This is a genomic window from Capnocytophaga sp. G1920 (assembly GCF_051417515.1).
Genome location: NZ_JBPRKH010000001.1, coordinates 194569 through 216389 on the forward strand (window position 1 = coordinate 194569; position 21821 = coordinate 216389).

The following is a 21821-nucleotide window of genomic DNA, read 5'->3' on the forward strand; positions in this document are numbered from 1 at the left end:
CTATTTATCTTAATATTTGAATCTCTCCGTCTGTATCAAACCTAATCAGACGTGAGGGATTTTTTATTTGGGTATCGTCTTGACGGTAAGGTACTACATAATCACATTGTGCAATAATTTGGGGATTAATGAGTTGGTAATACAAAGGTGTTGGCTCTCCACTGATATTAGCAGAGGTAGAGACTATAGGTTTGCCAAAATCGGCAATCATCTGTTGGCAGAACACATCTTGCACGACCCTAATGGCTACTGTATTATCAGCAGCTATCACGTTCTTAGCCAAATGCAAAGGGTGACTATAAATAATAGTGGTAGGCTCTTGCAAGGTTTGAAGATAGGTAAGCACCTTAGGAGGTATATCCGTTACATAGTGTTGTAACATCTCTGTATCACTCACTAAAATGATGAGGCTTTTACTCTCACTGCGTTGTTTTATTTGGAAAATTTTAGCTACCGCTTCAGGATTTGTAGCATCACAACCCAAACCCCAAACGGTATCGGTGGGGTATAGAATTATCTTTCCTGCCTTTAATATTTCAGTTATCAGATGGTTATTTGCCATTAGTTTTGTAATTTTGCCCGCAAATATATGTAAAAAATGTATACCTCCATCATATCATTCTTTAAAAGTTTTTCTTTCTTCAAAGGGTGCCTCAAAACTATTGCGGTGCTTATTCCCTTAGGGTTGGGCTATTGCTTTGACCTAATGGATATTGGTATACCTATAGCTTTGAGTATTGTTGCGATTTCGCCCAGCGATATTCCAGGGAATCAAAAACACCTCTATGGTGGTCTTTTCATAGCAACATTACTAGCAACTATCAGTTCTACTTTGGTAAACCTCACGGCTCCTTACGAGTACTTATTACTGCCTACCATATTCCTACTCACCTTCGGCAATGCTTATATTTCGTTATACGGACATCGCGCTACAATGGTAGCTTTCGCGGGATTGTTTGAGATAGCCTCTACTTTAGCCCACTTACAAATAGGGTGGGGTATCGTGTTGTACAGCGGTTGTGTGTTATTAGGAGGTTTGTGGTACAGTGTATTAGTGTATATATTCCTAAAAATACGTCCGCGTTTGTACAGTGAACAGCTATTAGGGAAGTGCTTTGCTCTTACGGCAGAGTTTTTTTCGGTAAGAGCTGACTTACTCATCGCCAAAGACAGAAGCGAAGGACTCAAAAAGCTCATCAACCTGCAAACAAGCCTTAATGAAAAATATGAAAAGCTCCGTGAAGCCGTACTTGATTCACGGAGCAAATCAGGTAAAACCGATTACCTGCAACGCCAATTTTTGATGTTTATAGAGCTAGTGGATATCTTCGAGCTAGCTTTAGCCAACCCCGTACAATATGAGAAAGTGGACAAGGCTTTTGCCGAGCATCGTGAATATTTACAAACTTATGTAGATTTTCTCAAAGAGCTATCGAGACAGCTACAACAAATGTCCGAATACATTGGGTCACGCAAAAAGATACAATTAGACAACTGTTTAAAAGGCTTATTAGCGCAAACCAAAGAGAAGAACGAAGCCTTGAAAGCACTTTCAGAAGTATCGGAAGCAGATAAAGAACGCGCTTTGCTGTTGCGAAATTTTTATATCTACATAGAAAGTCAGTATCATTCTATTGAAAATATCCGACATATTTTTGAGAATTATTACAGCAACGATGCAGGAGTGCGCGACGAGAGTACTTATCGCAAGTTTGTGAGTTACCAAAACTACTCGTGGCGACGACTCAAAGACCATATATCTTTAAAATCTACCTTTTTTAGGCACGCAATGCGCCTATCTATAGTGGTATTTTTGGGTTACCTCATAGGTGATATATTCCCTATCAACAATGCCTACTGGATTATCCTTACCATCTTCATTATTATGCGCCCTGGTTTTGGGATTACCCAAGAGCGCTCACTCAGCAGGGTTTATGGCACTATGATTGGTGGGGTTGCTTCGTTTGCAGTGATTTACCTACTCCCCTACCCTAGTTTGTACCTCTATGTCGCTATTTTGTGTATGCCTATTGCTTTTGGGTTGATTCAGGAGAACTATATGTACGCCTCTATATTCATCACTATCAGTGCGATATTTATTTTTGCACTGATTACACCTAATGTTTACAGCCTTATTTATGACCGCCTATTGGATACCATTATAGGGGTTGGACTATCGTTTGCAGGTAATTATCTCATTTTGCCTACGTGGGAACACAATACTTATAGAGAAGCGGTTACCAAATCAGTAAAAGCTAATATCGGTTACTTACAGCAAGTAAAAGAGATTTTTAACACCGGAGAAGGGATTACCACTGCCTATAAAGTATCGCGCAAAGAAGCTGTGTTAGCACTCTCAAACCTAAATACCACCTTCCAACGAATGTTACAAGAGCCGAAGTTTATGCAGTATAAAAATCCATCGGTATACGGGATTATCGTGATACAGCAAACTTTCTTAGCCTCTGTGGCTTCGTTTGGCATTAGGTTGAACAGCAAGAAAGTAACCTTCCCTAAAGCGGTATTCAACGAGGCAATTGAGAGTCTTATAGCAGCCTTGCAACACTGTTTGACGTTACTTGTTGAACCTACGGCTACTGCTCAAACTGATTATAAAACGCCTATTGAACAATTTAATCAGTCCATTAGAGAAATAATAGACACTCCTCAAAATACAGATACCTCTTCACCTATCTCAATGCGAGAGACACAATTCTATGGAGAACAGTTCAACTATCTATTTGGACTAGCGAAGAACTTAGAACAAGCTATTCGGTCTATCAATACGTAATAAAAACTAAGGCGTCACCAAATTGATGACGCCTTAGTTTTTATTATTTATCTTATAATTATAATTGTTCTACAAATGGAATAGTTACTAACCAAAAGCCTTTAAGTAAGGCTTCGAGGTTATTGAAAACTTCTAACATAAGTATAGTATTTTAAGATAAAAGGCAATATCTCTTAGCGAATTGTTTTGGGGTCTACCCCCATATTCACAATAGCTTGGCGAATATCAGCAAAAGTTTTGAGATTAGCCTTCCCTTTTACCAATTCGTAATTGGTTCCTTTTTTAAGGTAATTAATCAAGCTAGTCTGTCCTCCAAAGTAAGAAGGTTTAACTTGGTCAATAGAAGTACCATTTTTAAGTGCTGTAAAGAACATACTATATTGGTTCGCACGTTCCTCTATCTCTCTTCTACCTTGGTTAAATTCAAACATTACCACACTCCAATCATTGCCTTCCAAACGTTTTAAATTCATTTTCACTCTATCTACAACTTCTTCAGAACAAGCCTGTGAATTAAAGCGTTTCATATCTGTAACAAAAGTTTCTGTAAGCGATACATTTTTAGCGATAGGTCGAGTAGTATTCTCTCCTCGTTTCACTGTTTTAGGATCACGTGGCTCACTTATAGTTACAGGTCTTTCAGTATTGTAAGAAGGGGTAACTGTTTTAGGTGTTCTTCCTACTGTAGTTTCATTTCTATTAACAACAGTTGCTTCAGGTTTGGTAGCAGGTTGCTCTTCTCTCTTAGGTCTTTCTACAGCCACTTCCACTTGGTCACGTGCTTTACTTTCTCTAATTATTCTTTGCAAATCTGTTTGATAAGACTTCAATTCAGAAGAACCTCCTTTTAAATAAGGACGCAAAAGGCTATCTACTTGTTCACTATTATAAGCAGAATAATCAAAATCCTTTAAGAAATTTTCCCATACGGCTTTTTCAAACTCAGGTCGTAATTTATCTGTAAGGAAATTGCGCTTTTGGGCTTCTGCTATAAAAAGACTTCCCTTAGGGTCTGCGTGAGTTTCTTTCCAATTATTCACATCCAAAAGAAATGCCATTGCAGGTGAAATCAAATCTATTTTAAGAGTATCTTTGCTATTTGCTTCCACCATTTTAGCTAACTTATTGAGTTGTTCTTCATTTAATAACAGAGTGTCTTTCCCCTCTTCTTTGAAGCTAACAACCAATTTTGTCTCAGCGATAGGCAAGCTCTTTTTTAACCTAATATAAGAATCCTCAATCTCGTAAGTGCGCTCATCTATATTGGTTAAGAAGTGCATTTCGTCTATTTCACTCTCCGAATTGATTGCTACATAAGCCTTCACAGGATTTTTAAGCATCGGGAAAATAAACCAATAGCCTACACCTACTAATATTAAAACAAAAGCAACTGCCGAAGCAATCTTTATCCAAAACGCACGAGACTTAGTGTTCATCTCTATCGCTTCGCCTCGTTCAGTGGTAGCAACCCCTCTGTTTACTACTGATAAACCATTAGAAAACTCAGGACTCTCTGAGCCAATCATTTGTGGATTGTAAGTTCCTTTAGCTCTATCAAAATTAACCTCCCCGCTCTTCGATATACTAATAACTCTTCCTGTATCTTGATTTTCAAACTCAAAATGGTATAAGTTCTCCGGTAAAACAATCTCTACAGGCGAATCACTGCGCAAGTTTTTACTGAATACAATACCATTGATTTTTAGAGATACTGAAGTTATAGTGCTCGAAATAATCGTAAACTGATACTTCTCAAAAGGTACTGATAAGGCCACCCTATCATCTACCATATAGTTACTCTTGAAAACAATACCATTGTAACTAAGGTTGAATACATTGCGTGCCTCATCTCCTTTTAGTAAAAAGTAATATCCCTTTGTATTAGAGTATAGCTTAGCTTTAAAAGTTGTACTCTCTAATGATAAGAACGAAATGTATTTCTCAAACTCTCGTTGAGGAGTTTCTACGTACACCTTAAACTCTTTTGGAGCAAAAGGAATTAAATCAAAAGTATAATTGTTTTGTACTTTCTTGATATAACCTCTTTTTATCGCTTTCTTAATCGTATCGTGATAAGAGAACATCTCGTAGTATCTCGATTTTTCAAGAAGCACTTCAATAGTATCATCGTCCGAGAAGACTTCGTTCATATAGGTAGCTCCCACGTCTTTACCATTCTTCATAAAAGCCAATATCTTAATATTAGCATTAGAAGGCACAAACCGAGAAGCTCCACTACTTCCTCCTGCATTGGTTGTTTGGAAAGTAGATGTACTTGTTCTAGGTATTGCGTATTCTGGAAAAAGGAAGTCAATACTATAAGCTCGAGGGTCTTCCACAAATTCTTTGCGCAAGAACACAAGGTCTTGGTATTTCTCAAACTCAGGACGGTAAGGCATATTGAAGTACTTATCTACCTCATAAATATCCATATAAGGGAAAACCTTAGGCATATAGCTTTGGTCTAATGCAAAAGAAGCCGTTACTGGTTCCTCTACCAACTGCTTTTCGTACCCTCTCAGAAGATTAAAATATGGAAATATATCCTCTTTTTCATTGAGTAACGGAATATTGTTCTCGTAATTGATATGCTCTGCAAAGTACATATCCATTAACAAGTTCAATACTTGTCGTACCCCTCTCCATTGTAAAAAATGTGGTATATACAATGAAATGGCTATATACACACCGCTTTGTCCATTCACTTCTTTTGAGGAACGGTATTGTGTGTATATCTTGTAACTATTGCTAAACTGCAATGTGTAAAAATCTACACGCGGGGTGTGTATGCGTATAAAGGCACTGATATCTTTCAATCTGTCCTTTACTTCTTGCAGCTGAAAGTTAACTCCTTGTGAGGCTAACACCTTGCATCCCTGCTTGTAACCCCATATTGTTAGACCTATTGTATTAATTTTGGATTCCATAGTATTTTTTGAGATTCTGCTAAAATTGGTACAAAAGTACACATTATTTTTAATATACAAAAATTTTATTGTAAAAAAAATACCTACAAAGGTAAATTTCCCTTATAGGTATCAAAAATTATAATTGATATGAACTATTTAAATCCTTATAATTTATTAGTTTTCAGCAGGTTGCTCAGTAGCAATTTCCGTTTTGGGCTCTTCAGCCTTTTTTGCAGGTTTTGCTTCTACTTTTGCTACTTCTGCTATAATTTCAAATGGAAAATCAACAATTACTTCACGGTGTAAACGGATAGAAGCATTGTATTTCCCAGCACGTTTGATGGTGTTACCTGCGATAGAAATAAATTTCTTGTCAATATCGTGACCCGCTTTGGCTAATTCTTGTGCCAAATCACCATTATTAATTGACCCAAAAAGCTTATCTCCAGCACCTACTTTGGCAATAATTTTTACCGCCAATGACGAAAGTGCTTGAGCTGTTTTCTTAGCCTCATCAATAATGTGTTGCTCTTTGTAAGCTTTCTGTTTTAAATTTTCAGCTAATACCTTTTTTGCTGAGGGAGTAGCCAAAATTGCAAATCCTTGCGGAATGAGGTAATTACGTCCGTAGCCGTTCTTTACTGTAACGACATCGTCCTTAAAACCTAAATTATGTACGTCTTGTTTTAGTATAATTTCCATAGTTTCTACTCCTGTTATTATTTTAATAAATCGGCTACATAAGGCATTAATGCCAAGTGGCGTGCTCTCTTCACAGCGGTAGCCACCTTGCGTTGGAACTTCAATGAAGTACCAGTAAGACGACGAGGTAACAACTTACCTTGCTCGTTTACAAACTTCAAGAGGAAGTCAGCATCTTTGTAATCAATGTATTTAATACCTGATTTTTTAAAACGACAATATTTCTTTTGTTTTGAAGTGTCGATGTTTAGCGGAGTAAGATATTTGATATCTCCTTTTTTTTGTTCTACTGCCATTTTCTTACGCTTTTTTAGTGTTTAACTTTGCTCTTCTCTTTTCAGCCCACTCAATGGCGTGCTTGTCTAATTTCACAGTCAAGTAACGCATCACGCGCTCATCACGACGGAATTCCAATTCAAAAGCATCAATTACTTCACCAGCTACTTTAAACTCGAAGAGGTGGTAAAATCCGCTTTTCTTGTTCTGGATTGGGTAAGCTAATTTCTTCAAGCCCCAATTCTCTTTTGCTACAAATTCTGCACCCCTTGAAGTAAGAAAATTCTCAAACTTTTCTACTGCTTCCTTTATCTGTGTATCAGATAAAACGGGATTCAAAATGAAAACAGTTTCGTATTGATTCATAAATAAAATGATTAATTTTTAATTCGAGGTGCAAAAGTACTACAATTATTTTACCTGACCAAATAATCTGCAATATTTTTTACAAAATAATATCCAAATACCTGACAATGAACAATTATTATAACTCCCTCACCTTTCTTAAAATCTATATTAAACCTTCTTGTATCAAATTATGCAAGTGTATAATCCCCTCGTATTGCCCTTCACGCGTTACCAATAACTGCGTAATTTTATTCTTCTCCATTAGGTGTAACGCATCAATAGCCAAACTCTCCAAGTCAATCGTCTTAGGGTTAGCACTCATTATATCTTTAGCCACCAATCCTTTTATACTATCCGTTTTACTGAGCATTCTGCGGATATCCCCATCAGTCACTACCCCCACAATTCGTCCATTATCAATCACAGCAGCTACCCCCAACATCTTTTCCGATATTTCCACAATCACCTTCTTAATATCAGTATCCGGAGCCACTTCGGGTTTTTGGTTGTGCACTACAATGTCAGCCACTTTCAAATACAAACGTTTCCCTAATGCTCCACCGGGGTGATATTTAGCAAAATCACTGCTACCAAAATGCTTCATTTCAAGCAAACACACCGCTAAGGCATCACCCAAAACCAACTGAGCGGTAGTGCTAGTCGTCGGAGCTAAGTTATTAGGGCAAGCCTCTTTCTCTACGTGAGCGTAAAGCACACTATCAGCCTGTTGGGCTAAAACCGAATTTCTGTTAGAAGTAATCGCTATCAATTTGTTATTACCGCGTTTAAGCAATGGTACCAATACTTTTATTTCGGGCGTATTACCACTTTTTGAAATGCATATCACCACATCGTCCTGTTGTATGATGCCCAAGTCACCGTGAATCGCATCAGCAGCGTGCATAAAGATAGCAGGCGTACCAGTAGAATTCATTGTCGCCACTATTTTATTAGCAATAATAGCACTCTTCCCGATACCTGTAATCACCACACGCCCCTTCGATTGCAGTATATACTCCATCGATTTAGTAAAATCGTCATCTATATAGTCTACTAATTTAGCAACTGCCTGAGCTTCTTCACTGATAGTTTGTTTGGCAATGGTTATAATTTCTTCTGTTTTCATTCTCAATAAATTGTTTTGCGTGAGGCAAAAGTAATACTTTTTTTGTTCATATAAAAACACCATTCGCTTTTTTGCTTTCTAACAAACATCTTTTCTATACAATTAAAACGCTTTATTAACTCGCTTTTTGCGGTACTCTCTTGGTTAAAAAGAACTGTTTGCCGTGCTACGACCTTCTGTATAAGATGAAATCTTGAAAAAACATTTTACAAGGCACATCCTTGATTTTGTTTTAATTTTGAAATCAATTTTGTTTAATTTCTGAGGTACAGCCTCACTTCTCTACTTCAAACTCACATTATTTACTATCCCCACATACTTTGCCAAAGTTTGAGATTTTGGTAAAGTTGAAATCACCTTCGCCCTCCTATCCACTTTTCACTTTAAACCTTTCGTTTTTCCTCTCTTCTTTCTTCGCCTAATTAACACTTTTTAACTCTTCACCCTTCGCTCTTAATCCCTCATTCTTAACTACTTATATACCCTTTCTATACCAATCGTCCAAGATTCGTATAAGCTTCCTATAAGCTTTCTATAAGCTAACTATACCATAACTCTATCTTCGATAATTTCCGATTCTCTCCGAGATTCTCCGATAACACACCTTTGCAATCCCTACTCTATTGAAAAAAATAAGGCAATGGTAATAAAACCATTGCCTTATAATAATTATTTTTTGTTCTCTTCTTTGCTCATTCCTTTTTCACTTCTTGTAGCATTACATCACAAGGACAAAATAATAATGAGTATAATAATACCTGTTTCATAAGCCTTATTTTTTAGACTTTTCCTTTTCAGCCCATTCTTTTTTGAGTTCTTCAGCCCAAAGTAACTCTCTACCTACTTCTTTTTTTATAGCAGGTTCACTGTTATGTGAGTGAAGCGGACTTTGAGTGTCAAACAAAAAATCATAACTTCCTGCTACAATGCCTTTGCCCTCTATATAAGCAAAGCGGTCAATGCCACGATGATAAGCCTCTAACCCCGAGCGATTATTCCAAGCAGTGAACGTCCAAAACAGATAAACAGTATCTTTGCCGCGTTTTTCTGTACCCGATAGGTAAATACTTTCAAAACAACTATCCAAGAAAGATTCTTTATCTTCCATTGGCTGAGCATATTTAGTAATATGTGTTCCTTTGTTCAATTCTTTTTTTAACTCAGCATAAGTAACAAAATCTTGCTTTGTATTGATGATGTTATTATCGTTCAAGTGTACTTTTGAAGAATAATCCATCAATTGAAATACCTCTACTAAACAGCATCTCGCTTTATAATACTTGTCGTCTTCTTTTTTTACTAAAGAGAATGAGTTTAAGAATTTATTTTTATTACTTCTGCGAACCTCTTCTATCTTAACAGCAGCTTTTTCGACCTCTTCCTTAGAAACTTCTACCCAAGAGTTAGCATTGTTCATATCAGGTAATACCGAGATCAGGGTTAAATAATTATAACCAAAGAAAACTCCCTGATTAAATACATTATACATCTCAATCTCTTTTCCTTTATAAAAAGAATGAGGGCGTAATGTATAGTGTTTTACCTTATAGTGAGCGGTAAGGCTATCCAAGAGTATATATTTCTGTTCTTGTGCCATTACAGCCCAAGAACAAAATAATAATAAATATAAAATTAACTGCTTCATTTTCCTTTCTTCCAATTTTCCAATTGTTTCTCTTTATCTCTCCATTCCTTTTTCAGTTCTTCAGCCCATAGTAGACGATTTTTAGGATCATTTATTATTTTTACCCAATCGCCACCTAAAATATCTCTTTTTCCCCTCGAATAGAAGAAATCACCATAGGCTCCCGCTACAATTCCTTTATCTTTAATATAAACAAGTTCATTAATACCTCCTGCATTACAAAATTGATAAAAATAATACATTATATCACTCCACTTTTCTTCTATATTGGAAAGATATGTGTTTTCAAAAACATCAGGAATAAGTAAACTCATTTCTTTTCTATCTAAAGGGAAAGAGTCATAAGGAATCACTTTTTTATAATCTTTCTTTAGTACATTTATGGGTTTTATAGGTTGATTGGTGTTAAGAATAAAATTCTTGGTAGCAACTACCATATCTCGAGGATAATCTAAGCAATAAAAATCTTCTATCCAAAGATTTTTACTCATATAATACTTATCTTTTACCTTTTTTACTAATTTAGAATTACTAATATCGTATTCTTTCTTGAGGGGGACATTAAATACTTTGTGTATAATTCTTCTGAAAATTTCTTTTGTAGGAAACAGATTGTTTTTTATCTTCTCAAAATCTATCGCTTCCCAGTTTGTCTTACTACTAAGATCAGGAAGTATTGAAAACAAAATGATATAATCATCGTTTTTATTTAATCCATAAAATGGAAAAAATACATTATATATTTCAATCGTATTTTTAGGTCCATAAGGAGAAGTATTAAGAGTATAGTGTTTTACCTCAAAATTAGCAGTCAAACTATCAAGTAATATATATTTTTGTTCTTGTGCCATAGTGGCACAAGAACAAAATAATAGTAAGTAAAATAAGTTTTTCATAAGCCTTATTTTTTGGCTTTTTCTTTCTCAGCCCATTCTTTTTTGAGTTCTTCAGCCCAAAGTAATTCGTTTTCAGGGAGACGTTTTAACTTTCTCCAATTACCTGTTTTATCAGTAAAAAAAGGACCTTTTATAAAATATTTTAAATATATACCTCCTACGATTCCTTTATCTTTGATATAAGCAAAACGAGTTATGTTTGCATGTAGATGATTAGAAAATTGATAGAAATGATATATTATATTACCACCTTTTTCTTCTATATTACTTAAATAAGTATTTTCAAAGAATTCAGGTATAGCATAAGAGAAATCAGAAGTTATTTCAAAAGGGAAATCATCGCAAAGAGGAAATAACTTCATAAAACTTTCTCTTAGAACCCCAATAGGAGTTATAGTTTGATTGGTGTTTATGATAAAACTTTTGGTAGCCACAGGTATACTAAAAGGATTATTTATACAATAAAAATCTTCTATCCAACAATATTTACTTACATAGTACTCACCCTTTATTATTTTTACTAATTTCGTCTTACTAATATCTCTATTTTTATCAAGATAAAAACCTAAGGCTTTGTGCATAATTCTTCTAAAAATTTCTTTTGTAGGAAAAAGATTGTCTTTTATTTTATTAAAATCTATTTTTTCCCAATTAGTTTTGCTGTCAATATCAGGAAGTACAGAAAATAGGAGTATGAAATCTTCTCCTTTGTCTGTTTCATATTTTTTTGAAAACACATTATACACCTCAATACTGTTTTTAGTTCCATAGGGAGAAGTATCAAGGGTATAGTGTTTTACCTTATAGTGAGCGGTAAGGCTATCTAATAGTATATATTTTTGTTCTTGTGCCACTATAGCCCAAGAACAAAAAAGTAATAGGTATAATAACTGCTTCATTTTCCTTTCTTCCAGTTTTCAAGTTCTTTCTCTTTATCTTTCCATTCCTTTTTGAGTTCTTCAGCCCAAAGTAAACGATTTTTAGCACCGTGAATTACTTTTAGCCAATCTCCCCCCTTATAGGATCTTTTACCTATTGGATAAAAATAATCGCCATAGGCTCCTGCAACAATTCCTTTATCTTTGATATAAACGAGCTCATCAATACCTCTATTATCATAATAAGAATATTGATAAAAGAAATACATAGTATCCTCCCATTTTTCTTCTATATTAGAGAGGTAAACACCTTCAAGGATATCAGGTATAACAAGTGTATCATCTAAATAAAATTGTTGAAAAGGCTTAAATTCTTTATATTTCTGTTTCAATACGTTAATAGGTACTATAGGTTGATTGGTATTAAGGATAAAATTCTTGGTAGCTAATTGAATCTCACGAGGTAACTCTATACAATAAAAGTCATCTACTCTAATAAATTTACCTACATAATACTTGTCTTTTATCTTTTTTACCAATCTTACCCCGCTAATATCATCTTCTTTCTTGAGAGGAAGACTAAATACTTTATAAACAGCTCTCCTAAAAATATTTTTAGTAGGAAATAGATTGTTTTTTATCTTCTCAAAATCTATCGCTTCCCAGTTTGTCTTACTACTAAGATCAGGAAGTATTGAAAACAAAATGATATAATCATCGTTTTTATTTAATCCATAAGATGGAAAAAATACATTATACACTTCAATAGTATTTTTAGGTCCATAAGGGGAAGTATTAAGAGTATACTTCTTTACTTGATAGTTAGCGGTTAAACTATCTAACAATATATATTTCTGTTCTTGGGCTTCTACAGCCCAAGAACAAAATAATAATAAATATAAAATTAACTGTTTCATTTTCCTTTCTTCCAATTTTCTAATTGTTTCTCTTTCTCAGCCCATTCTTTTTTGAGTTCTTCAGCCCATAAAAGACGATTTTTAGCACCGTTAATTACTTTGTCCCAATCACTCCTTTTAGTGCCAGTTCTATCGATCTTTCCTATTGGGTAAAAATAATCGCCATAGGCTCCTGCCACAATTCCTTTATCTTTAATATAAACGAGCTCATCAATACCTCTATTATCATAATAAGAATATTGATAAAAGAAATACATAGTATCCTCCCATTTTTCTTCTATATTAGAGAGGTAAACACCTTCAAGGATATCAGGTATAACAAAAATATCATCTAAATAAAATTGTTGAAAAGGCTTAAATTCTTTATATTTCTGCTTCAATACGTTAATAGGTACTATAGGTTGATTGGTATTAAGAATAAAATTTTTGGTAGCTAATTGAATCTCACGAGACACCTCTATACAATAAAAGTCATCTATTCTGATAATTTTGCCTACATAATACTTGTCTTTTACCTTTTTTACTAATCTCACCCCACTAATATCATCTTCTTTTTTAAGAGAAAAACTAAATTTTTCAGGAACGCTAAATACTTTATAGATAGCTCTTGTAAAAATCTTTTTAACAGGAAAAAGATTATTTTCTATTTTTCTAAAATCTATCTCTTCCCAATCAGTTTTGCTACTAAGGTCAGGAAGTATAGAAAACAACATTATATAATCTTCACCCTTATTTAAACCATAATTTGAAAAAAACACATTATACATTTCAATAGTTCTTCTAGGTCCATAAGGAGAAGTATCAAGCGTATAGTGTTTTATCTTAAAGTTAGCTGTAAGACTGTCAAGCAATATATATTTTTGTTCTTGTGCCATCACAGCACAAGAACAAAAAAGTAATAGATATAATAACTGTTTCATAAGGTTAGTTTTTACATATTTCTACAAAATAAGACAATGGTTTTATTACCATTGCCTTATTTTTTAACTGTTAAAGATACAAGAAGCACAATCTTTTAGGATTAAAACACATTCCTATAGCGATACTGATAATCTTGTTATCATCATCTACTACCACAGCAGCCTGAAAGAAAACACCTTTTAGATCTTTATCATAAATATAATATACATCTCCCCTATCAGAAGCTACAGCACCACCTTCTGTTTTAAGTTTTTTATCAGCTTCTTTAAAGTTTAGTATCTTATATCTATGTCCTTGTAAGATTTGCTTTATATACAAAAGAGATTCTTTTATTTCATCAATTTCTTTTTTTGTATAGGTTCTTGTGAGTTTAAACGATGGGAAAATCTGTTGTATATCCTCGTTTTCATAAATATTTAAGATCTCCTCGTCAGTATTGAGAAGCGTATGTACATACGCTTCTACTACTTTTCGTTGTTTTGCCTCTTTATTAGGAGGAGTCATCGCTAGTAAAGGGAGTATTAAAATTAAATATAATAACTGTTTCATAAGGTTAGTTTTACATATTTCTACAAAATAAGACAATGGTTTTATTACCATTGCCTTATTTTTTAACTGTTAAAGATACAGAAAGCATAACCTTTGCGGGTGGTCACACATTCCTATAGCAATACTAATAATCTTATAATCATCATCTACTACTACAGCAGCCTGAAAAAATATACCCTCTCCATCTATATCAATATAATATACATCTCCCTTATCAGAAGCTATAGCACCACCTTCTCTCTTTAGTTTTTTATTAGCTTCTTTAAAGTTTAGTATTTTATATTTATGCCCCTGCAAGGTTCGCTTTACATACAACAGAAAATCTATTGCATTATCAATCTCATCTTTTGTATAGGTTCTCGTGAGTTTTAGTAATGAAGTAAGTTTTACAATATCTTCATTGTCACTAATGGATCTTATGGCATCATCTTCGGTATTGAGAAGTGTATGTACATACTCTTCTACTACTTTTCGCTGTTTTGCCTCTTTATTAGGGGGTGTCATCGCTAATAAAGGCAATACTAAGATTAAATATAATAACTGTTTCATATCAGCAACCATTTCCTTTACTTGCGGGAGCTGTTCCTCCTCTTGTATTAATTTTATTTTTAAATGCTGAACTATCTCTTAGTGCTTTGCCCAATATGCCGGGAGCAGAACCTCCTCCTCCTGTCCAAGTTCCTTTACAATAGGGTAAAGTGATATTTGCTAAATTTGCTACGGATATGGCAAAATCAGTACAATTACTGTAGCTTAGATTGTATTGACGGTCATAAGATTTTTCAGATAATTCTATAATCTTTTGTAGCTGTTCTGGAGAAATCTCCGCCGAAAAAGAAACAGAAAAAGAATGCCTATCATCTTTTCCTAAAACAGAATCTACATTGTTATTAGATATTGTTTTGTGCCCAGGTACATTAGGGTAGAAACCATAGGTATATTGTTTTTCGCCTTGCGTGATACCTATAAAAGTATGTCCTACATTTGTCCAATTTTTAACATTTCCAGTTCCAGGGTTAGGCTCATCTACATAAATGGTTAATGTAGCACCTTTATTGAGGTCTACTGTGCTAAAGAAACATTTATTATCAGATATAGGGTGGTCAGGTCTATCAAGAACTGGAGCATCTTCTTTTTTTTCTTTCTCTTCATCATCTATTGTCCTCATATTTTTACTCTTCTTTCCTCCCTTTACAATGCCCACCCCTACATCACTACTGCTTGATCCTCCATTTCCTCCTCCTATGCCATTTTCACTGGGTTTGGGGTCTTTTCCTTTGGTAAAATTTTCATAGCCGTTTCCGTTATAGGTAGGATAAGAACCATAATGAACAGGTATTGTGCCATAAACATCAACTGGATCTAATTGAATAGGATCATCGTCTCCATCTCCTCCGCATCCACCAAAATCATCTTCTTCTTCAGAGCCTTCTTTTTTATTATTAGTATCAATAGATTCTATGGGTGGTGTCTTCCTTCGTTTTTTTCTTCCCGTTGGTGTCACATCAGTATCTACTACAAGCCTATAATTTGCCTTAACTTTGGGTACTAACTGGTGGCTAATCACCCCATCGGTCATTCGGTAGGCTGAGATAAACTCTCCTTTAGGAGTGAGCAAATAGAAGTCAGCATTTACAATGCGGTTGTCGTTAGTAAGGCTGTCTGGCTCTGTAATAAAGAGGTATTGCTCAGTTATGCCGTTTTCTTTCAAGAAGAGCATTTCGGCACTCAAGTCAGAACCTATTATCGTAATAGGTATTTTAGCATAAGCATCACCTGCTAGTGTTTGTGTTTGTAAAAAATACCGCCAATCGGTTTCTAACTCAACAAACGGTTGCCCGCTACGGCTCACACTGTTAGTGGTGCGTTTCTGGTTTTCTGAAGCCTCGAAAAGGCTCTTGGCTTCGTTTAAGCTCACTACCGCTTGAGGGTCTACAGTAGGAACAGGTTCTTGTTGCGGTGCTTCTGGAGCCTCTTCGCGTTGGCAATAAGTAAGCGCAAGGGCTACCAAAGCCAACATTCCAAATTTGAAAGTTCTTTTTCTCATAGTTTATTTATTTTTATTTTTGCCCCAAAAGTATAATGTATTTCTTTAAAAGTCAATAGGCAGAAGTAAATTTTAACATTTCGTTCCTCTTTCAAACTTTGCTAAAAAATAGGGTAAATCCTTCATTTTAACATTTTTTTCTCAATCATTTTGTCCAAACATTGCTGAAAACTCAAAGTTTAAGTCAAATCATTGTATTTTTTTCAATAACACAAACTATAACATTTAACACATTTTAACCCTCTACAATCTGTAAATTTAACTTATATCTCTCTCCAAGAATTTCAAATAAACTCATCTCCTCATTCTCTAATTTTCTCATTCTCTAATTCTCCCATTTTCTAATTCTCCCATTTTCTAATTCTCCCACTTCCCTGCCATCGTGTTACGACCGTCTGCTGTGCTACGGCTATTTTCTATATAACCTCACTTTTTCACTTTTTCTCCAAAAAATTTCCATCATACAAATATTTTTTCTACCTTTGCAGGAATTTTGTAAGGTAAATAGTTGCCTTACTGAACTTATATCAATGGAAGAACCAGTATTAGATTTAAAAGAAGTATCAGTATATCAAAAGAATACCCTCATTCTCTCCAATGTAAATCTCACCATTGGGAAAGGTGAATTAGTGTACCTTATCGGCAAAACAGGGTCAGGAAAGAGTAGCTTAATCAAGTTGCTCTACGGCGATTTACCCCTTACCAAAGGACAAGGAAAAGTCGTAGGTTTCAACCTAAATAAACTCACCGAAGACGAAATCCCTCTGCTCCGCCGTAAACTAGGAGTCGTATTCCAAGATTTCAAACTGCTTACCGATAGAAGCGTGCACGATAATCTCGCTTTTGTGCTGAAAGCTACCGGATGGACTGATAAAGCAAAAATACAACAACGCATAGAAGAGGTACTTGCAAAAGTAAAAATGCAGAATACAGGTTTTAAGTTTCCTCACGAGCTATCAGGAGGCGAACAACAACGCATAGCTATCGCACGTGCCTTGCTCAACAACCCCGAACTCATCTTAGCCGATGAACCTACAGGTAACTTAGACCCCGAGACCAGTGTAGAAGTAATGCAAGTTCTCAAAGAAATCAACGCCTCAGGACGAACCATACTGATGGCAACTCACGACTATGCCCTCATTCTCAAGTTCCCTTCCAAAACCCTAAAATGCGATGGCGAACGCATCTTTGAAGTTGTACAGAGAAGGGTATAATTGTAATTGGCAATTTGCTAATTCACTAATTTACTAATTAAATTAATATAATGGCGATGAAGATACTTGCAAACGATGGAATTTCCGATTCAGGAAAAGAAGCGTTAGAAAAAGAAGGTTTTGAAGTTATCACTACTAAGGTAGCTCAAAACCAATTGATAGACTATATAAACAAACACGCAATCGATGTGCTCTTAGTGCGTTCAGCCACACAAGTGCGAAAAGATATCATCGATGGCTGTCCGTCACTCAAACTCATCGGTAGAGGAGGCGTAGGAATGGACAATATAGATGTGGCACACGCCAAAAGCAAAAACCTACACGTGATTAATACCCCAGCCTCTTCGGCTAATTCGGTAGCCGAGCTCGTTTTTGCGCACCTTTTCAGTGGCGTACGCTTTCTACACGATGCCAACCGCAATATGCCTTTGGAAGGCGACACTCAGTTTAACGAACTCAAAAAAAACTATAACAATGGTGCCGAATTGCGCGGTAAAACCATAGGCATTATAGGGTTCGGACGTAGCGGACAAGCAGTAGCTCGCATTGCTATCGGTTTAGGTATGAACGTAATGGCTTACGACCCCAAAGTAACTGAGGCAGTAATAACCCTCGACTTTTTCGATGGACAAACCTTGCCTTTCACTATCAAAACCGTAGAAAAAGAACACCTACTGGCAAAAGCTGATTTTATCACTCTCAACAACAGCCCAGCAGAAGGAGGTTATATACTCGATGCAAAAGAGTTTGCCTTGATGAAAGATGGTGTAGGAGTCATCAATTTAGCACGTGGAGGTGCTTTAAATGAAGTAGCCCTTATAGAAGCCTTAGATAGTGGCAAAGTAGCTTTCGCAGGTTTAGATGTATTTGAAAACGAACCCAACCCCGCTATACAAGTGTTAATGCACCCTCAGGTATCGCTTACCCCACACATAGGGGCAGCTACTAACGAAGCTCAGAACCGCATAGGCTTTGAGTTAGCCTCACAAATTATAACCTTATTAAAATAATTATTATATGGCAGGAATGTTAGATTTTTTAGGAGGTGATAACCTTCAACAACTCGTAAAAGGATTGAGCGAGAAAACAGGTATCGGTAGCGATAAAGTAAGCTCGGTAATGGATTCACTCAAATCGATGCTCGGCAAAGCCGAAGGTAGTGAGATTTTAAACAAACTCACAGGCGACGGGCAATCGTCTACCTTAAAAGCTATCAGTGAGAAAACAGGTGTTTCATTGGATAATGTAAGCAAGATTTTCCAAAACTTAACCCCAATGATATCCAACTTTTTCTCAGGTAAAGGAGGTAACATCAGTGAAATGATGAACTCTTTCTTCGACAAAAACAAAGGCGGAAATGTAATGGATGATATTATGGGAGGTATTGGCAACCTCTTTGGCGGTAATAAATAATTACCTTATAACCGTATTTTTAACATTACTTTGGCAAAGTTTTTGTACTTTGCCAAAGTAATTTTTATTTCAATGAATACTGACGAATACTTTATGCAAAAGGCTTTAGAAGAAGCTCAATTAGCTTTCGAGGAAGACGAGATTCCCGTAGGAGCCATTATCACCATTGATAACAGAATTATCGCCAAAGCCCATAACCTTACCGAGTGCCTCAACGATGTGACAGCGCACGCCGAAATGCAAGCCATTACTATGGCAGCTCACTATCTGGGAGGTAAATACCTCACAGGTTGCACTATGTACCTCACGTTAGAGCCTTGTGCAATGTGTGCAGGTGCTTTGTATTGGAGTCAGTTATCGCGTTTGGTCTATGCTGCCCCCGATACCCATAGAGGCTACAGCGTAATGGGGGGCAAACTGCACCCAAAAACCGAAGTAGTTACCGGCATTTTAAGCCAGGAAGCTACAGCCTTGTTAAAACAGTTTTTTCAGCAAAAAAGGAAATGAGAAAAACCTTTACTCTTATAGCTCTCTTTCTCTTGGGAATGAATTATCTTCTTTCTCAAGAAATAGATACTTTAAGGGTAAAAGACTCTGTACTGGGAGGCATTTCACCTGAAAGAGAAGCTAAAAACAGAGTATTTTATGAGAGAATCAAAAACTTCTTTAACAAATATAAACTTACTAAAAATCTCAACAATCTTATTGTAATTGAGGAAAAAGCAACTGGTAGAACACTCACCCCCACAGCTACTGTTAGTACTACGGTTACCCCTATAAAAGCCCCTTCTTATCAAGGAAAAATCATTAGAAATATCATTATTACTACCTTAGACCCTTTTGGGTTTGACGAAAGAGATTTAAACAAGGTACCTAACACTCGTTTGGAACGTTTTGGCAATACGCTTCACGTGAAAACCCGCGAGAGCACGGTGCGCAAGTTTCTTCTGTTTAAAAAGGACAAGCCCTTAGATACTCTTTTGCTGAGTGAAACCGAACGTGTATTGCGCAATCAGCGGTATATCCGTAGGGCACAAGTGCGTGCTATCCCTGTGAGTCAAACCTCCGATTCAGTAGATGTGCAAGTGAATGTGCTTGATAGCTGGTCTATATACGTCGACGGCGACTTGGCAGGCAGTAGAGGCTGGACACGACTTACCGAGCAAAATCTCTTTGGGATAGGACACGAACTCTCGCTCACCTATCAACAATACTTTTCAGGAATCGGGAACAATGGTAAAGGCTTTAATTATGTGGTGAGAAACATCAAAAACACTTACATCAATGTGCGAACTGGTTATTATTCCGATTACGAGAACTATTTTTCAAAGAACATACAGGTAGAGCGACCGCTGTATTCACCTTTGGCACGCTGGTCGGGGCGCCTAGGTTATTACGAATACCGATATGAAGACGAAGGTATTAGTTATCGCGACTCTATCTATATTCCTATCCTAATGACACGCACCTTCGATGCTTTTGGTAGTTGGGTAAAGCCCCTCAGAAAAGTAGAAAATAAGCGCATCAATAATTTTATCATAGCTGGGCGTTTTCGCAATATCAATTATTACGAAAAACCTTCTCCCGAGATAGACCCCGAGCAATATTACGGCAACGAGAACCTATATCTCACCCAATTCAGTCTCAATAGTACAGGCTTTGTGAAAGACCGCTATATATTTCGCAACGGCGATATCGAGGACGTAGGAATAGGGCGTTCTTTGTTTCTCACCTCAGGGATACTGCGGAAGAACTACGCTACTTTGCCCTATCTCGGTATAGGCTTTGCTGAGGCAAACTATACCAAGCGTGGTTACCATTCTATCAACTTTGAGGTAGGCACATTCTTCAAGGACGGCACGAACAAAGAAACTGTACTAAAAGGTGAAGGTACCTATTTCAGTAAATTGTTCGACATAGGCGATTGGCATTTTCGTCAGTTCTTGCGCTCCTCATTTGTAGTAGGTTTTAACCGAAATGTATACCAGCGCGACAGGATCAACTTAAATGAATCTAATGGTATCTTAGGCTTTAGTAGTCGTGAAGTATACGGCACACGCAAACTTATTCTCACCTCACAAACGCAAGTATATGCTCCTTTTCAGCTTATAGGGTTTAGGTTTAGCCCGTTTCTCTCAGCCGATATAGGTTTTATAGGTAGGGAAAACACTGCCTTTCTAAAAACAGAAGTATACTCTAAGGTTTCCATAGGTTTTTATATCTCCAACGACTATTTTCCCTTTGGAGCCATACAATTCTCCTTTGGGTATTATCCTAATATCCCAGGTACAGGTAACAATATCTTCAAATTTACAGGCGTTACCAACGACGATTTCAGGCTGCACAGCTTTTCTCAACGCTTGCCTAATATCGTATCGTTTAGGTAACTTCGCCTTACCTTCGCCTTACCTTCGCCTTACCTTCGTTATTTCTTCGTTATTTTTTCGTTATTTCTTCGTTCATTGTTCGTCATTTCTTCGTTCATTGTTCGTCATTTCTTCGTTCATTGTTCGTCATTTCTTCGTTCATTGTTCGTCATTTCTTCGTCTATCGTTCGTCATTTCTTCGTCCATCATTCGTCTTTTCTTCGTCCATCGTTCGTCATTCGTTCACCTGTTCGTGCGGATTGCACCTGCGCGTGTGGCTCATACCTGCCCGTGCGGCTCGCACCTCCACATTTTTAACTACGTGACAAAATGTCTGAAACTAACTGACAGAAGAATAATGGCAATGTTTTTGCTTTTCTAAAAGGAATGTCTTATCTTTGCGCGCTTTCAAGAGAGATACAACAAGTTTAAACTGTAAAAATAAAGAACATTGAATAAGGAAATATCATCAAATCAGCTTATTAGTAATATTATAGCTGGTATAGAAAAAGTAAAAGGAACCGATATTACCATTATGGATTTGCGCGAGGTAGAGAATACCGTGTGCGATTATTTTATTTTGTGCAATGGATCTTCTAATACCCAAGTGTCGGCTATCTCTGGTGCTATCCAAAAGGTAGTGAGTCAAGCCGAAGATCATCAACACCCGTGGCACGTAGAAGGTGAAGCTAATGCCGAGTGGGTACTCATCGATTATGTGGATGTAGTGGTGCATATCTTCCAAACAAAAATACGTGAGCATTACGACCTCGAAGGACTTTGGGGAGACGCTAAAATTATCAACTTAGAAACTAACTATTAA

Annotated in this window: 21 protein-coding genes; 7 read left to right on the forward strand and 14 right to left on the reverse strand. The window is 36.3% G+C overall.

Annotated elements, in window-relative coordinates:
* Positions 1 to 4: 4 nt before the first annotated feature.
* Complete coding sequence (locus ACSQ7D_RS00985; RefSeq protein ID WP_437135050.1) at positions 5 to 562, reverse strand: L-threonylcarbamoyladenylate synthase; 558 nt, start codon at positions 560 to 562, stop codon at positions 5 to 7.
* A 36-nt stretch (positions 563 to 598) separates the two neighbouring features.
* On the opposite strand from ACSQ7D_RS00985, the gene ACSQ7D_RS00990 reads away from it, so the two are divergent.
* Positions 599 to 2791 (forward strand): FUSC family membrane protein, encoded by a 2193-nt coding sequence (locus ACSQ7D_RS00990; RefSeq protein ID WP_437135051.1) that lies wholly within the window; start codon positions 599 to 601, stop codon positions 2789 to 2791.
* A gap of 173 nt (positions 2792 to 2964) precedes the next feature.
* Here ACSQ7D_RS00990 and ACSQ7D_RS00995 read toward each other — a convergent pair whose 3' ends face one another.
* From ACSQ7D_RS00995 to ACSQ7D_RS01055, 13 genes are all read right to left on the reverse strand, one after another.
* Positions 2965 to 5718 (reverse strand): hypothetical protein, encoded by a 2754-nt coding sequence (locus ACSQ7D_RS00995; RefSeq protein ID WP_437135052.1) that lies wholly within the window; start codon positions 5716 to 5718, stop codon positions 2965 to 2967.
* Between the two features lie 156 nt (positions 5719 to 5874).
* Positions 5875 to 6402 (reverse strand): 50S ribosomal protein L9, encoded by a 528-nt coding sequence (gene rplI, locus ACSQ7D_RS01000; protein ID WP_437135053.1) that lies wholly within the window; start codon positions 6400 to 6402, stop codon positions 5875 to 5877.
* A 17-nt stretch (positions 6403 to 6419) separates the two neighbouring features.
* Positions 6420 to 6698, reverse strand: a complete 279-nt coding sequence (gene rpsR / locus ACSQ7D_RS01005; RefSeq protein ID WP_002671374.1) for a 30S ribosomal protein S18 — start codon at positions 6696 to 6698, stop codon at positions 6420 to 6422.
* 4 nt (positions 6699 to 6702) lie between these two features.
* Positions 6703 to 7044 carry a 30S ribosomal protein S6 gene (gene rpsF / locus ACSQ7D_RS01010; RefSeq protein ID WP_002671370.1) on the reverse strand — a complete coding sequence of 114 codons (342 nt, stop codon included), beginning with the start codon at positions 7042 to 7044 and terminating at the stop codon, positions 6703 to 6705.
* 145 nt (positions 7045 to 7189) lie between these two features.
* On the reverse strand, positions 7190 to 8152 hold the full coding sequence (locus tag ACSQ7D_RS01015) for a KpsF/GutQ family sugar-phosphate isomerase (RefSeq protein WP_009410800.1): 963 nt from the start codon (positions 8150 to 8152) through the stop codon (positions 7190 to 7192).
* A 772-nt stretch (positions 8153 to 8924) separates the two neighbouring features.
* Entirely contained in the window at positions 8925 to 9797 is an 873-nt protein-coding gene (locus tag ACSQ7D_RS01020) for a hypothetical protein (RefSeq protein ID WP_437135054.1), read from the reverse strand.
* Positions 9794 to 10693 (reverse strand): hypothetical protein, encoded by a 900-nt coding sequence (locus tag ACSQ7D_RS01025; RefSeq protein WP_437135055.1) that lies wholly within the window; start codon positions 10691 to 10693, stop codon positions 9794 to 9796. Before ACSQ7D_RS01025 ends, ACSQ7D_RS01020 begins: the two co-directional genes overlap by 4 nt.
* A gap of 5 nt (positions 10694 to 10698) precedes the next feature.
* Complete coding sequence (locus tag ACSQ7D_RS01030; RefSeq protein WP_437135056.1) at positions 10699 to 11592, reverse strand: hypothetical protein; 894 nt, start codon at positions 11590 to 11592, stop codon at positions 10699 to 10701.
* Positions 11589 to 12488, reverse strand: coding sequence for a hypothetical protein (locus ACSQ7D_RS01035; protein ID WP_437135057.1), 900 nt, complete (start codon positions 12486 to 12488; stop codon positions 11589 to 11591). Before ACSQ7D_RS01035 ends, ACSQ7D_RS01030 begins: the two co-directional genes overlap by 4 nt.
* Positions 12485 to 13408 carry a hypothetical protein gene (locus ACSQ7D_RS01040; RefSeq protein WP_437135058.1) on the reverse strand — a complete coding sequence of 308 codons (924 nt, stop codon included), beginning with the start codon at positions 13406 to 13408 and terminating at the stop codon, positions 12485 to 12487. The genes ACSQ7D_RS01035 and ACSQ7D_RS01040 overlap by 4 nt, the downstream gene beginning before the upstream one ends.
* Positions 13409 to 13478: 70 nt before the next feature.
* Positions 13479 to 13958 carry a hypothetical protein gene (locus tag ACSQ7D_RS01045; protein WP_143713230.1) on the reverse strand — a complete coding sequence of 160 codons (480 nt, stop codon included), beginning with the start codon at positions 13956 to 13958 and terminating at the stop codon, positions 13479 to 13481.
* Between the two features lie 69 nt (positions 13959 to 14027).
* Positions 14028 to 14507, reverse strand: coding sequence for a hypothetical protein (locus tag ACSQ7D_RS01050; protein WP_437135059.1), 480 nt, complete (start codon positions 14505 to 14507; stop codon positions 14028 to 14030).
* Between the two features lies 1 nt (position 14508).
* Positions 14509 to 16005: a hypothetical protein gene (locus ACSQ7D_RS01055; protein WP_437135060.1), complete on the reverse strand. Its 1497-nt coding sequence runs from the start codon at positions 16003 to 16005 to the stop codon at positions 14509 to 14511.
* A gap of 530 nt (positions 16006 to 16535) precedes the next feature.
* Between ACSQ7D_RS01055 and ACSQ7D_RS01060 the strand changes: the two genes are divergently transcribed.
* From ACSQ7D_RS01060 to rsfS, 6 genes are all read left to right on the forward strand, one after another.
* Complete coding sequence (locus tag ACSQ7D_RS01060; protein ID WP_009418270.1) at positions 16536 to 17219, forward strand: cell division ATP-binding protein FtsE; 684 nt, start codon at positions 16536 to 16538, stop codon at positions 17217 to 17219.
* A gap of 50 nt (positions 17220 to 17269) precedes the next feature.
* Positions 17270 to 18229: a D-2-hydroxyacid dehydrogenase gene (locus ACSQ7D_RS01065; protein WP_437135061.1), complete on the forward strand. Its 960-nt coding sequence runs from the start codon at positions 17270 to 17272 to the stop codon at positions 18227 to 18229.
* 7 nt (positions 18230 to 18236) lie between these two features.
* A complete protein-coding gene (locus ACSQ7D_RS01070) occupies positions 18237 to 18632 on the forward strand; it encodes a DUF937 domain-containing protein (RefSeq protein ID WP_437135062.1) in 396 nt (131 codons plus the stop codon).
* A 72-nt stretch (positions 18633 to 18704) separates the two neighbouring features.
* The gene (locus tag ACSQ7D_RS01075) at positions 18705 to 19139 is read left to right on the forward strand and encodes a nucleoside deaminase (RefSeq protein ID WP_437135063.1); all 435 of its coding nucleotides are present in this window, start codon (positions 18705 to 18707) and stop codon (positions 19137 to 19139) included.
* The gene (locus ACSQ7D_RS01080; RefSeq protein WP_437135064.1) at positions 19136 to 21019 is read left to right on the forward strand and encodes a hypothetical protein; all 1884 of its coding nucleotides are present in this window, start codon (positions 19136 to 19138) and stop codon (positions 21017 to 21019) included. Before ACSQ7D_RS01075 ends, ACSQ7D_RS01080 begins: the two co-directional genes overlap by 4 nt.
* Before the next feature lie 430 nt (positions 21020 to 21449).
* Positions 21450 to 21821, forward strand: a complete 372-nt coding sequence (gene rsfS, locus ACSQ7D_RS01085; RefSeq protein WP_437135065.1) for a ribosome silencing factor — start codon at positions 21450 to 21452, stop codon at positions 21819 to 21821.